The 12,193-nt window shown below is 62.1% G+C and carries 13 protein-coding genes; 8 read left to right on the top strand and 5 right to left on the bottom strand.

Annotation, left to right across the window (positions count from 1 at the left end; all coding sequences use genetic code 11):
* Positions 1-12: 12 nt before the first annotated feature.
* The 4 genes from NKH16_RS14040 to NKH16_RS14025 all read right to left on the bottom strand — a co-directional run bounded on the left by NKH16_RS14040 (position 13) and on the right by NKH16_RS14025 (position 3,232).
* Positions 13-333: a hypothetical protein gene (locus tag NKH16_RS14040; protein ID WP_352450467.1), complete on the bottom strand. Its 321-nt coding sequence runs from the start codon at positions 331-333 to the stop codon at positions 13-15.
* A gap of 143 nt (positions 334-476) precedes the next feature.
* Positions 477-872: an acyl-CoA thioesterase gene (locus tag NKH16_RS14035; RefSeq protein WP_023678380.1), complete on the bottom strand. Its 396-nt coding sequence runs from the start codon at positions 870-872 to the stop codon at positions 477-479.
* 199 nt (positions 873-1,071) lie between these two features.
* Positions 1,072-2,043: an MBL fold metallo-hydrolase gene (locus NKH16_RS14030; RefSeq protein ID WP_352743236.1), complete on the bottom strand. Its 972-nt coding sequence runs from the start codon at positions 2,041-2,043 to the stop codon at positions 1,072-1,074.
* Between the two features lie 262 nt (positions 2,044-2,305).
* Positions 2,306-3,232 (bottom strand): LysR family transcriptional regulator, encoded by a 927-nt coding sequence (locus NKH16_RS14025; protein WP_352743237.1) that lies wholly within the window; start codon positions 3,230-3,232, stop codon positions 2,306-2,308.
* A gap of 106 nt (positions 3,233-3,338) precedes the next feature.
* Here NKH16_RS14025 and NKH16_RS14020 point away from each other — a divergent pair, with 106 nt between their 5' ends.
* The 7 genes from NKH16_RS14020 (at position 3,339) to NKH16_RS13990 (ending at position 9,985) form a co-directional block, all read left to right on the top strand.
* On the top strand, positions 3,339-4,130 hold the full coding sequence (locus NKH16_RS14020; protein ID WP_352743239.1) for an alpha/beta fold hydrolase: 792 nt from the start codon (positions 3,339-3,341) through the stop codon (positions 4,128-4,130).
* A 114-nt stretch (positions 4,131-4,244) separates the two neighbouring features.
* Complete coding sequence (locus tag NKH16_RS14015) at positions 4,245-4,808, top strand: GNAT family N-acetyltransferase (protein ID WP_352821243.1); 564 nt, start codon at positions 4,245-4,247, stop codon at positions 4,806-4,808.
* A 508-nt stretch (positions 4,809-5,316) separates the two neighbouring features.
* Positions 5,317-5,493: a hypothetical protein gene (locus tag NKH16_RS14010; protein WP_352450472.1), complete on the top strand. Its 177-nt coding sequence runs from the start codon at positions 5,317-5,319 to the stop codon at positions 5,491-5,493.
* Positions 5,480-6,199: an SMI1/KNR4 family protein gene (locus tag NKH16_RS14005; protein WP_352821241.1), complete on the top strand. Its 720-nt coding sequence runs from the start codon at positions 5,480-5,482 to the stop codon at positions 6,197-6,199. Before NKH16_RS14010 ends, NKH16_RS14005 begins: the two co-directional genes overlap by 14 nt.
* A 41-nt stretch (positions 6,200-6,240) precedes the next feature.
* Complete coding sequence (locus NKH16_RS14000) at positions 6,241-7,857, top strand: GMC family oxidoreductase (protein WP_352743242.1); 1,617 nt, start codon at positions 6,241-6,243, stop codon at positions 7,855-7,857.
* Positions 7,854-9,065: a mandelate racemase/muconate lactonizing enzyme family protein gene (locus tag NKH16_RS13995; protein ID WP_352743244.1), complete on the top strand. Its 1,212-nt coding sequence runs from the start codon at positions 7,854-7,856 to the stop codon at positions 9,063-9,065. Before NKH16_RS14000 ends, NKH16_RS13995 begins: the two co-directional genes overlap by 4 nt.
* Entirely contained in the window at positions 9,062-9,985 is a 924-nt protein-coding gene (locus NKH16_RS13990) for an NAD(P)-dependent oxidoreductase (protein WP_352705278.1), read from the top strand. The genes NKH16_RS13995 and NKH16_RS13990 overlap by 4 nt, the downstream gene beginning before the upstream one ends.
* Before the next feature lie 92 nt (positions 9,986-10,077).
* Here the strand turns inward: NKH16_RS13990 and NKH16_RS13985 are convergent, their stop codons facing one another.
* Positions 10,078-11,016, bottom strand: coding sequence for a diacylglycerol/lipid kinase family protein (locus NKH16_RS13985; RefSeq protein ID WP_352899878.1), 939 nt, complete (start codon positions 11,014-11,016; stop codon positions 10,078-10,080).
* 737 nt (positions 11,017-11,753) lie between these two features.
* Between NKH16_RS13985 and NKH16_RS13980 the strand changes: the two genes are divergently transcribed.
* Positions 11,754-12,188 carry a DUF4383 domain-containing protein gene (locus NKH16_RS13980; protein ID WP_352743248.1) on the top strand — a complete coding sequence of 145 codons (435 nt, stop codon included), beginning with the start codon at positions 11,754-11,756 and terminating at the stop codon, positions 12,186-12,188.
* Positions 12,189-12,193: the final 5 nt, after the last annotated feature.

The following is a 12,193-nucleotide window of genomic DNA, read 5'->3' as shown; positions in this document are numbered from 1 at the left end:
CTCGGATGAGCGCTACTGCTGTAACTGCATCTTGCTCTTCGGCAGCTTCTCGATCCGGTTCCATTTCGGGTTGGGACTGACCACCCTGCCGCCAATCGTGCAGGTCGTGGTCGTCTCCTTGCGGCAATTGCTCACCGTCGTGCCGCTGGTGTCGCATTTCGTCGCCGAGCAGATCTCGCACTTGGCCGCTTGCCCGTTGATGGTGCGGTTTTCCGACGTGCAGGTGGCGCCTGGATCGCCTTTTTTGACCTCGGCAAAAGCGCTTGCGGACGACAGGCAGAGCAAGGCTGCAAAGGCACCCGCCAGGGCAGCGTTCAGCATGTGTTGACGCATTGTCTTTCCTCCCAAGATCCCGTCGGTCGCGCTGCAGGCGCGCATGCGGGAACCCGTTAGCCAAAGACCACGCGGGATCGCTGTCCGCATCCCCCGCGCGGGAGAGACGGCTGTTTAAATCCGTCTTCTGGAATCAGGCCGGGTCAGCCTTCTGCCGGAACCGCCTTCGGCTTGCCTTCGCCGTCCAGCGCCACCATGACGAAGTCGGCATGGGTGACCTTCTCCATCAGGTCGGAGAGATAGCGCTGCGCCCAGGCCTCGACCTTGAGCGTCATCGAGGTGCGGCCGACGCGTTCGACATGCGTATAGATGCACAGCGTGTCGCCGATCTTCATCGGCTTGGCGAAGGACATTTCCTTCACCGCCGCCGTCACCACGCGGCCCTTGGCGCGCTCGGCGGCGCGGATGCCGCAGGCGAGATCCATCTGCGCCATCACCCAGCCGCCAAAAATGTCGCCTGCCGCATTGGCGTCGGAAGGCATGGCCAGCGTGCGCAGCGTCAGATCGCCGATCGGCCGCCCGTCCGCGTAATGCACCATTTGGCCAATCCTCTCGAAGCCGATCGTCCGATTCCGTATCGTCATGGCACGGACAGGTCAACGCGCCACTGAACAGGTCGCGGCCTGAGGTTCGGCTATCGGTCGACAGTGTTGAAAAGATGCTGTGCGGAGCTAGACGAGCGCACCAGCAGGATTGCATTCCATGGCCGAGGTAAGAAAGCTTACCAATAGGCGTGCTTCACAAAGCGGGCCAGGGCGTCGGGACGTAGGCATAGGCGTTGCCCTCGCGAATAACATGACCGATGCCTGGAAAGGGCAGGTGCATGCCTGCGACGAGCAGGCCATCCGCCGACACCATGTCGAGCACCTTCTTGCGTGTGGCGATTGCGGCCTGCTGGTCCACGTCGAAGGCGATTGCCCATTCCGGATGCGCAAATTGCAGCGCGGAGGCGTGGATTACGTCAGTGAAGAGCAGCAGGTTGGCGTCACCAGAGCCAATTCGAAGCGCGAGATGCCCCGGCGTGTGTCCAGGCGCAGGCAACGCCCTGATCCCGGGCGCGATCTCGACTTCGCCTTCGATCTTCCGGACCTTGCCATGGTAGGGCACCAGCGATTTGCGCGCTATTTCGAAGTACGGTTTCATCTGGTCGGGCGCCTTGGACCGGATCCCGTCATCGTGCCAGAAAGCGAATTCCGGCGCGGCAACCACGACCTCCGCTGCCGGGAAGGCGGCCTTGCCGCCGATACCGACAAGGCCGTTGGCATGGTCGGGATGGAGGTGGGTGATGATTACCGTGTCGATTTCTTCCGGCCTGACGCCGGCGGCGGCGAGCGCCTCAGGTATATGTCCCAGTATAGGCCCCATCGCCGATGCCGTGCCGGTATCGATCAGCACCCGTCTGTCGCCTTTGGTGACAAGGTAAGCATTGACCGAGGTCGGGAGTGGTTTTGGCAGGAATGCCTTTGCCAGCAGCGCTTCGGCGGCAGCCGTATCTGCGGAAGGGAAGAGTTCGAGGCCGAGATTGAGGTAGCCGTCGCTCAGTGCTGTGATCTCGAGGTCGCCGAGCATGAACCTGTGGGCGCTCGCAAGCGAAGCCGGAGACCGGGCGGCGATAGCCGCAGCGTTGCTCCCAAAGAGGCTGATCGGGGAAAGTAGCAGGGCGCCGGCACTAAAGGTGCCGATGCCGAACGTTCGACGGTCGATATTCATGGTCTTGTCCTTCGAATTGCAGATGAAGCTAGTCCCAGACTACGTCGTCGCAGCCGGGGCGGATGCCGACCGCTCGGACCACTCTTGGGCGGGGGTCGGCGCGGTTCATGGCCAACTCCTTGCGACATCAATAATCCGCCTCACAAACTGCGGGAATAGTGATGGGATGCAGTTCACTGCTGCAGATTATGCAGCAATGAACTTAAGCGGGTAAGGCCGCTGGTTCGGCCCTCCGAACGGCCTCGCTGAGCCCCGGCTTCGCCTACTGGACAGGTTGCCGGGGCTCGAGCGCTCGGCGCAACGTCGGCGCCTCTTGCTCGATATAATCCCACAGACGGTTCGAGATCGGCCCGTGCGGCCGGTCGCGGCGGCGCGCCACCACCAACTCCTCGGTACGGCCTGGCAGATGACGGCCGGCCATGGATTGCAGGCGTCCGTCGCGCAGCTCATCCTCGATCAGGAAGCGGGGCATGTGGCCCCATCCGAGGCCCTGCAGGATGATTTCCTTCTTCATACCCTGATCGGCCACCATGCATTGCGGCGCACCCTCGATCATGAAGTAGTCTTGTCGCGGTGAATGGCGGGCCGTGTCGCGCATGACACATTGGGTGAACGCGTGCATCTGATCCGGCGTGATGGGGTGCTTGATGCGCTCCGGCAGAAAGCCCGACGCTACTACTGGGACGAAGGGCACCTTGCACAGATCGATCCATTCCACCCGCGGATCGCTCTTGTCGATCCAGTGCAGGATCAAATCGGCTTCGTCATCGAAGAGGCGCTCCCACGGGCCGCCCACCGCCTCGAAATGCAGGTGCAGGCGTGTGCCCGGACACTGGGCGAAGAACCGTCCGAGCATGCCCAGTGCCTGCGGGCGCGGGCACAGGTCGCCGATCACCACATGGATCTCGCTTTCTTCGCCCATTGACAGCTGAGCAGCATGAAGCCGCAAGCCCTCGAGCTCGCGCAGCAGCGATTGTGCCCTGCGATGGAACGACAGCCCTGCCTCGGTGGGGCGCACGCGATAGCCGCTGCGATCCAAGAGAACGAGGTCGAGTTGCCGCTCCAGCTTTGCAACGGCTGCGAACACCGCCGGGTGCGAGCGATGCAGCATGGCCGCCGCAGGCTGAAAGCCGCCGCAGCGGACCACGGCATCGAAGCATTGCAGGTCGTGCAGGGTGAATTCGGCCATGTCAGCTTCTATTACAGAGATAGTCCTATCTTTGTAATATCATCAAAAGCGCGCCGCAACTAGGCTTTGCCACATTCAACGCTCCAAGAAGGAAGGTGTATTCACCATGAATGAGCTGGATTTCGTGACCGTCGGCGATGGCACACGCATCGCCTACCGCATCGACGGCGACGCCGGGAACCCCGTGCTGATGCTGTCGAATTCCATCGCCACCACACTGCGGATGTGGGACATGCAGGTCAACGAGCTGTCGAAGCATTTCCGTGTTCTGCGTTATGATTTTCGCGGCCACGGAGGGTCAAGCGTTCCGGCCGGTGCTTATTCGCTCGACCGGCTTGGCCGCGACGTGATCGAGCTGCTCGATGCCTTGGCCATTGAACGCGTACACTTCCTCGGTCTGTCGTTGGGCGGCTTCGTCGGGCAGTGGCTCGGCATCCACGCGCCCGAGCGGATCGAACGCTTGATCCTGAGCAACACCTCGTCCTACCTCGGACCGGCAAAGCAGTTTGACGAGCGGATTGCCGCCGTGCTGCAGGCGCCGGACATGGCGGAAACCGCCGAGATGTTCCTGGGCAACTGGTTCCCTGCGCGTATGCTGGCGGCCAACGAGCCCGTCATCGAGGAATTTCGCGCCATGCTGCTGGCTATCGACCGGCAAGGCTTGGCTGGTCTGTTCGCGGCGGTTCGCGATGCGGACCTTCGCCGAACCGCAGCGCTGATTTCCAGGCCAACGTTGGTGATCGCCGGCCGGCACGACACTGTGACAGCCGCCAGCCATAGCGAGCTGATCGCGGCGACGGTGCCCGGCGCGAAACTGGTTGTTCTGCCCGCGGTTCACTTGTCGAACGTCGAGTACCCCGCCGAATTCATGGAGGCCGTGCTCGGTTTTCTGCGCTGAGTTGGTGCATGACGGGGATGCTGAGTGGCTCCGTTTCGAACATCACCCGCATGGACCGCAACCTATGATGCACTAACGCGTAGCTCAGGCTAGACTGGGCAAGGTAGGTAGCGGATGACGGCTGACATGGAACTTGGCTTTCGCCCATTAACGTCCGATCTATGGCCCGCGCTCGAGAACCTGTTTGGTGACAGCGCCGCCTGCAGTCGCTGTTGGTGTATGTACGGACGGATCGGCAGTTCTTATCGAAAGCGACCCGGCGAGGAAAACAAGGCAGCGTTCCGGCAAGCCGTCCAGCATGGTCCGCCTCCAGGCATCCTCGCCTTCGACGGCGATACGGCTGTCGGGTGGTGCCGGGTGACGCCGCGAGATGCCCTGCCCTGGCTCGATCGGCTGTGGCAGCTCAAGCGTGTGGATGATGCGCCGGTCTGGTCCTTGTCCTGCCTGTACGTGCGAAAACGATACCGCAGGCGGGGCGTAACATTCCAGCTGATAGCAGAGGCACTGGAACTCGCGAGGCGCGCAAATGCTCCTGCGCTCGAAGCCTATCCTTTCGACGCGGACGTATCGCCGAGCGCTTCCGGCAGCGGATATGCCTCCACCTTCGCGCGCGCCGGGTTCAGGGTCGTCGCTCGCAGGACGCCGGCCCGCCCGATCGTGCGCTATGATTTCAGGTAGATTGCCGATCATCGCCTGTAATGGTTGGACGGCTTGTCGACAAAGCACAGCGAAGGCATGGCCAGCGTCCTGAGTGTCAGATCGCCGATCGGCCGCAGATTCTCGACAACGGATGAACCGAATCGTCTAACCAGGACTGATAGATGAGTAGCTCTCAAATGGATAAGTATGTCTGGGCCTCGGTCTTATATTACACCGTGGCTGCAGTTGGATTTGTGGTTATTTTTGTCTCGATCAATGTGCTTGGAATTTTGTGGGGCCTGCTTGCAATATTCGGGTATTTGGCGCTGGTTACATCTCTCAACATATGGCGACGCAATCGACATCCGCGAAGCGTCTATCAAGTCGAATTGACCAAACGAAGACTGGACGGCTAATCACCGCTGGATGAAAACTCCGAGCATCGCGCCAGTCGCTTTTTTCACATCGGATGCCGGAAGACCCGGCGACGCCGCGCCGCGCCCAAGCCTAGGTTAGAGGCCGAATTCCGGAGCCGACCGCAGCCGCCATGCAGACCTATGATTTCATCATCGTCGGCTCCGGTTCGGCCGGCTTGGTCATGGCCGAAAGATTGTCGGCTTCCGGCCGGTCGCTAGAGCCACTTGGTAAAGTTTTCGATGCGATGGATGCGTTCGACAGATTAGACCCTACGGACCCGTCGAACTGGGTAAATGGAGCCTATTAAGGAAATGCCTAAGCAGGAAGAATGGTCAAGCGAAGAAGACGCTCGTGCATACAGAGAAATCCGAGCATTGGTCGATAAATGGAAACGCCTCGGGCAGAAGACCTATCCGGATGGAACCGAGTGGATTGGCCATACCCCACATCGAGCGCCTCAAGCGTATTTGCATCAGCTGTATGCACCACTTGACGCCATCGGAATTGGGCAGATGGAGTCTGAAATTTCGCGTCGACTCCCAGATAATTTCCGTTGCTTTCTCATGCTCCACAACGGGATAGGTCTGTTTGCGAATTATATAAGCGTCTATGGGCTGCGACGTAGCTGGTCACGCACGAATTTGGTGGAGGCGGGTCAACAACCCTTCTCCATACTGGAACCGAATGTACAGAGACGGCCAGGCAATGCACCAGACGATGTTCTCTTTATTGGTTCACTCGGGGATAATAGGAATTTAATTGGCATGAATCCGGACGGGGGGTCTTTCGCTGGGAGAGTGATGATCCTCTGTCCGGTTCGACCAAGTCCTACTCAAGCGTGTTCACCTTCCTGCTGGAAGAAGCCAATGAGGCGGCGGCCCTGTTCGACCCGGATGGGCGCGAACACGACTGAACTCGGGCAGCAGGCACAGGCTGACATTCAGACTGAATATCCCCGGTCGCTTTTTTCACAACGGATGCCGGAAGACCCGGCGACGCCGCGTCGCGCCTAAGCCTAGGTTAGAGCCGAATTCCGGAGCCAGCCGCAGCCACCATGCAGACCTATGATTTCATCATCGTTGGCTCCGGTTCGGCCGGCTCGGTCCTGGCCGAAAGGCTGTCGGCTTCCGGCCGCTTCTCGGTGCTGGTGCTCGAGGCCGGCGGCAGCGACCGTCGCTTCTACGTGCAGATGCCGCTCGGCTACGGCAAGACCTTCTTCGACCCGGCGGTCAACTGGAACTACAAGGCCGAGCCGGATCCCGGCCTGGCCGGCAATGCCGACCACTGGCCGCGCGGCAAGCTGCTCGGCGGCTCGAGCTCGATCAACGCCATGGTCTGGATCAGGGGCGCGCGCGAGGATTTCGACGCTTGGGCAGCGGCCGGCAATCCCGGCTGGGGCTTCGATGACCTGCTGCCCGCCTTCAAGGCGCTGGAGGATAACCAGGCCGGCGCCGACCAATGGCGCGGCGTCGGCGGGCCGCTGCATGTCACCGACTGCTCGACCTCCGTCCATCCGCTCACCAAGCGCTATCTCGCCGCCGCCAACCAAGCCGGCCTGCCGCTCAACCCGGATTTCAACGGCGCCTCGCAGGAAGGCGCCGGCGTCTACCAGATCACCACCAGGAACGGCCGCCGCATGTCGGCGGCGCGCGCCTTCCTGCGCCCGGCGATGAAGCGCAAAAACGTCCGCGTCGAGATCAACGCGCTGGCGACAAAAATCCTGTTCGAGGGCAAACGCGCCGTCGGTGTCGAGTACCTCCAGAATGGAGAGACGAAAACCGCCCGCGCCGGCCGCGAGATCATCCTGTCGGGCGGCTCGGTCAATTCGCCCCAACTGCTCCAGCTCTCCGGTGTCGGTCCATCGGCGCTTCTTGCTGGTCTGGGCATTCCTGTCGTTCACGCCAACGAGAATGTCGGGGCAAACCTGCAGGACCATGTCGGCATCAATTACACTTTCAAGGGCAGGCTGCCGACGCTCAACCAGATCCTGCACCCATGGTGGGGCAAGCTGCTGGTCGGCATGCAATACGTGTTTTTGCGCTCAGGCCCGCTGTCGCTGTCGATGAACAATGCCGGCGGCTTCTTCCGCACCGATCCGGCCGCGGCGCGGCCCAACATGCAGCTCTATTTCCAGGCGTTTTCGACCGTCATTCCGAAGAGCGGCGAACGCCCGATCCTGACGCCCGATCCATGGCCGGGCTTTTCCATCGGGCCGTCCAATTGCCGTCCGTCGAGCCGCGGCGAAATCATGATCCGTTCCGCCAATCCGCGCGATTATCCCAAAATCGTCGCCAATGCCTTTTCGACCGAGGCGGACGTCGCTGAAATGCTGGCGGCGGTGAAATTCGTCAGGAAGATCGCCTCGATGCCGGCGATGGCCGAGATTATCGAGGAAGAGGTTTTGCCCGGTCCCTCGATCACCTCCGATGCGGATCTCATTCAGGATTTCAGGAAGCGCTCGGGCACCGTCTATCACCCGGTCTCGACCTGCCGCATGGGGCCGGACGCGGCGCGCGCCGTCGTCGATCCGCGCCTCAAGGTACACGGCATCCAGGCGTTGCGCGTCATCGATGCCTCGATCTTTCCCGACAACATAACCGGCAACACCAACGCCGCCGCGATCATGACCGGATGGAAGGGCGCCGAACTGGTTCTGGAGGATCAGAAATGAAAATCACCGACGTCAAGACCTGGGTGGTCGGCAATCCGCCGCCCGGCATCGGCGGCAAGTATTTCATCTTCGTCAAGCTCACCACCGATGGCGGCGTCGTCGGCTATGGCGAAGCTTACAACGCCACCTTTTCGGCTCATGTCACGGCGAAAATGGTTGAGGACATGGCCGAACGCTATCTGATCGGCCGCGATCCGCACGACGTCGAGAATTTCTTCCGCCGCGCCTATTCGTCCGGCTTCACCCAGCGCCCCGACGTGTCCGGGATGGGATGCTTTTCGGCGCTCGAAATCGCCTGCTGGGACATTATCGGCAAGGAGGCCGGCAAGCCGGTCTACAAGCTGCTCGGCGGCCAGGTTCACGAAACGCTGCGTTCCTATACCTACCTCTACCCGCACAGCGGCAGCGTCCATTCGGAGGACGCCCGCGGCAAGAACGTCTACAACGACCCCGATCTGGCCGCCGCCTGCGCGCTCGAATATGTCGAGCAGGGTTTTGACGCGGTCAAGCTCGACCCGGCCGGTCCCTACACCGCCTTCGACGGCCACCAGCCGCGCCTCGTCGACATCGACCTCTCCGCCCGTATGGTCAAGGCGATCCGCGAGGCGGTCGGCACCAGGGCCGACATCCTGTTCGGTACGCACGGCCAGTTCACCGCATCGGGCGCGCTGCGCCTCGCCCGCGCCATCGAGCCCTATGATCCGCTGTGGTTCGAGGAGCCGGTGCCGCCCGACATGCCCGAGGTGATGGCGCAGGTCGCCCGCGCGACCTCGATCCCGATTGCCACCGGCGAGCGGCTAACAACCAAATTTGAGTTCGCCCGCGTCATCGAGAACCGTGCGGCGACCATTCTTCAGCCCGACCTTGGCCGCTCCGGCGGCATTCTCGAAACCAAAAAGATCGCCGCCATGGCCGAAGCCTACCACATCCAGGTCGCGCCGCACTGCTACTGCGGACCGATCGTCGGCGCCGCCAACATCCAGCTTGCGGTGACGCTGCCCAATTTCCTCATTCTGGAATCGCTGAAACAGTGGGACGGTTTTCACGCGAAGCTGCTCAAGAAGAAGATCGAATGGCGGGACGGCAACGTCATCCCGTCGAAGGAGCCAGGCCTCGGTGTCGAACTCGACGAAGCCGTCTGCGAGGCGCATCCCTGGACCGGCAAGGACCTGCATTTGCAGATGCTGCAGACGCCGTTGATGCCGTGAGCGCGCGTCAGAGCTATGCCTTCGTCGGTCTTGGCCATCTCGGCGGCCAGCTCGCCGCCAACCTGATCCACAACGGCTTTGCCGTCACCGTATTCGACCGCGACCAGGCGGCCGTCGAGCGGCTGGTGATGCTTGGTGCCGATGCCGCCAACAGCCCGGCTGATGCCGCTGGCCGCGCCGGCAATGCCATCACCTGCCTGCCCTCGCCAAAAGTCAGCGAGGCGGTGCTGGCCGGCCCCGGCGGATTGCTCGAAGGCCTGCCCGCAGGCGGCAGTTGGATCGAGATGTCGACCACTAGCCAAGACGAGATCGTGCGCCTTGCATCCCTCGCCTCGGCAAGAGGCGTCGAGACGCTCGAATGCCCGGTCACCGGCGGCGTGCATCTGGCAGCCGTCGGACAGATCACCGCGCTGGTCGGCGGCGACGCAGCGCTTTATGCGCGCCACCGCCCTGCCGTCGAGGCGATGTGCGCGCGCTCGTTCCTGATGGGTCCGGTCGGCTCGGCGGCGGTGATCAAGGTCATCACCAACATGCTGGCCTTCATCCATCTGGTCGCCGCCGGCGAAGCGCTGATGCTGGCCAAAAAGGGCGGGCTCGACCTTGCCCAGTCCTATCACGCCATCGTCGCCTCCTCCGGCAACAGCTTCGTCCATGAGACCGAAAGCCAGCTGGTGCTAAACGGCTCCTACGACATCGGCTTCACCATGGATCTGGCGTTGAAGGATCTCGGCTTCGCCCTCGGCATGGGTGAAAAATTCGGCGTGCCGCTCGAGATTGCCTCGCGCGTCGACGCAATCTTCAGGCAAGGCAAGCAGGCCTATGGCGGCAGCGCCTGGTCGACGATGATCGTGAAACTGCTCGAGGATGCCGTCGGCACCGACCTGCGCGCACCCGGTTTCCCGGCTAAACTCGCAAGTTGATATTGGCCGGATTATCAATCGATTTCAGTCGATTGGAGAGATCGCCGGAACCAGAGCCGCAGTCAACTGAATCAAAGTCTCAACGCCTTGATTCAATATCTCAGCGTCAATGCGCCGGGCAGGATCTCGAAAGTCGCTGGTATGCGACCCGGCGATTCGCCGTCTATGTCGATCAGCGCGGCGTTCTTTTGCACATCGCAGAGCGGCTCGACAACCACTTTCTTGCCGCGCAGGATGGTGATCGCAGGATGGTTGCGGTGCCGCCCGCCATAGAGCAGGCGGATGTCCCAGATCAGCTTCAGCTTGCCGGCGGCGCGCAGGATGACGATGTCGAACTCGCCGTCGTTAAGCTCGGCGTCGGGCGCGATCATCATGCCGCCGCCGAAGAATTTGCCGTTGGCCACCGCCACCAGCGCCATGCGCACCTCGACCGGGGCACCGTCGTCGATGGTGATCGCAACGTCCTGGAAGCGGTAACGGAGGAATTCCCAAACCGTGCGCCAGTAGAACAGCGCCTTGGCCGAAACCTTGCCCTTGCGCTTGTCGGCATTGACCGCGCGGTCGGTGGCGCCGGACAGCCCCAGGCTGGCGATGTTGATGAAATGGCGGCTGGCCAGCGCGCCATGGTCGTCGACATAGCTGATGCAGCCGGCATCGACCTTGCGCGGCTTGGCCCCGGCAATCCGCTTCAGCGTCAGATCGACATTGTTCGACAGGCCGAGCCCGCGGGCGAAGTCGATGCCGGTGCCGCAAGGCAGCAGCCCGAGTTCGGCCGTCCGGCCGCTTTCCCGGAAAGCCTTCAGCAGCCCGTCGGCGACTTCGCTGGCGGTGCCGTCGCCGCCGGCCGCGATCACCAGCTCGAAGCCGATGGCGGCAAGGTCGAGCGCCAGCCGTTCGGCATCGCCCTCGGCCTGCGTTTCACGCAGCTCGAAATCGCCGAAATGTCTTTTCAGCGAAGCCGCAACCTCGGGCCAATGCCGCTTGAGCCTGCCGCCGCCGGCGATCGGATTGAGAACCACCGCGACCTTCAAGCCTGCCTCCCCAAGGCCATCGAACACGCCTTCCAATCATTTGCCGGCATTGAAGCCCGCGCCGAGCCGCGGGGCAAGGGTCGATTACCCGACAATGCGGCTTCGGCATCGAGGCGGCAAATCCCGACCGGCGGCGGCAGAGATCGGAAAGTCGCTATTTTGGCAGGGTCAGTCCCCGATAATCCCGCTATCCACAGGCATGCGGCAGTTCCGCCAAACGCTTATCCGACGTACGTTAAAACCCATCTCAGGCGGCTACCGATCGCCACGCCGAAAGGCAAAGCGGAACGGCGGATTTCCTGAGGCCCGTACGGCCCTGAACGAGAACAGGCTTGCTTGTTGGAGGGATGGACGCCGAGACCTACGGGGCCGCGGAAAGCGTGCGAACGCCGACGGCGGACCGATGCTGCCATGAAGGACGGCAAAAACCTTCGATGGCGCGCTGGGCAAAGCTCGCAAGAGTGGAGACCGGCGTGGTCCGGAACGGACGCTGCCTTCGGGCGGCGACTGGCAGGACCGTCAAAATCAAGGCCGGCATGGCGCGACATCTTTCGGGAGTTGCTGCCGCGACCGTGTCCTGATCTGACAGGGAGGCGCTGGGAGAAATCCCGGCGCCGACTGTCTTTGTGGCCCCGCCTGACGATTTTGCCGGCGACGCTTCACGCTGCGCCAAAATCAGCTACTATCCATTTGCCGTCGGGGGCCGTTTAAAAGGGCTGACGGCAGGGGGACATTTCATGACGCTCATCCAGAAGCTTGCTGTTGCCTATGCTTTCCTGTTCTTCGGCGTTGTTGCGATCGGCTATGTGCCGGCTTTCAACGACGCCGGCGGCAATCTGTTCGGCCTGTTTTCGCTGCAGTGGTATGACGATTTGCTGCACGCCTTCTCCGGCGTCTGGGCGCTGGCCGCCGCCTTCATCTCGCACCGCCAGGCGGTGTTCTATTTCAAGCTGTTCGGCTCGATCTATCTGTTCGACGGCGTGCTCGGCCTGGTCACCGGTTCCGGCTGCCTCGATGGCGGCATCTTCATCAACGGCTTCCGCTCCCTGAACGACATCGAATTCCCGGCCCGCTTCTTCGCCAACCTGCCGCACATCGTCATCGGCGGCTTCGCCGTCTACGTCGGGTTCTGGATGTCGAAACGTGTGTACGACCATTTCGCCACGGCCTGACCGGC

It is taken from the genome of Mesorhizobium sp. M1307 (genome assembly GCF_040318155.1).
Taxonomy (GTDB): domain Bacteria; phylum Pseudomonadota; class Alphaproteobacteria; order Rhizobiales; family Rhizobiaceae; genus Mesorhizobium.
This window is presented reverse-complemented; position numbering and strand designations above follow the sequence as displayed.

Coding starts and splice junctions, on each gene's coding strand:
- NKH16_RS14040 (WP_352450467.1), bottom strand. CDS start 333: ATGCGTCAACACATGCTGAACGCTGCCCTGGCGGGTGCCTTTGCAGCC.
- NKH16_RS14035 (WP_023678380.1), bottom strand. CDS start 872: ATGGTGCATTACGCGGACGGGCGGCCGATCGGCGATCTGACGCTGCGC.
- NKH16_RS14030 (WP_352743236.1), bottom strand. CDS start 2,043: ATGAATATCGACCGTCGAACGTTCGGCATCGGCACCTTTAGTGCCGGC.
- NKH16_RS14025 (WP_352743237.1), bottom strand. CDS start 3,232: ATGGCCGAATTCACCCTGCACGACCTGCAATGCTTCGATGCCGTGGTC.
- NKH16_RS14020 (WP_352743239.1), top strand. CDS start 3,339: ATGAATGAGCTGGATTTCGTGACCGTCGGCGATGGCACACGCATCGCC.
- NKH16_RS14015 (WP_352821243.1), top strand. CDS start 4,245: ATGACGGCTGACATGGAACTTGGCTTTCGCCCATTAACGTCCGATCTA.
- NKH16_RS14010 (WP_352450472.1), top strand. CDS start 5,317: ATGCAGACCTATGATTTCATCATCGTCGGCTCCGGTTCGGCCGGCTTG.
- NKH16_RS14005 (WP_352821241.1), top strand. CDS start 5,480: ATGGAGCCTATTAAGGAAATGCCTAAGCAGGAAGAATGGTCAAGCGAA.
- NKH16_RS14000 (WP_352743242.1), top strand. CDS start 6,241: ATGCAGACCTATGATTTCATCATCGTTGGCTCCGGTTCGGCCGGCTCG.
- NKH16_RS13995 (WP_352743244.1), top strand. CDS start 7,854: ATGAAAATCACCGACGTCAAGACCTGGGTGGTCGGCAATCCGCCGCCC.
- NKH16_RS13980 (WP_352743248.1), top strand. CDS start 11,754: ATGACGCTCATCCAGAAGCTTGCTGTTGCCTATGCTTTCCTGTTCTTC.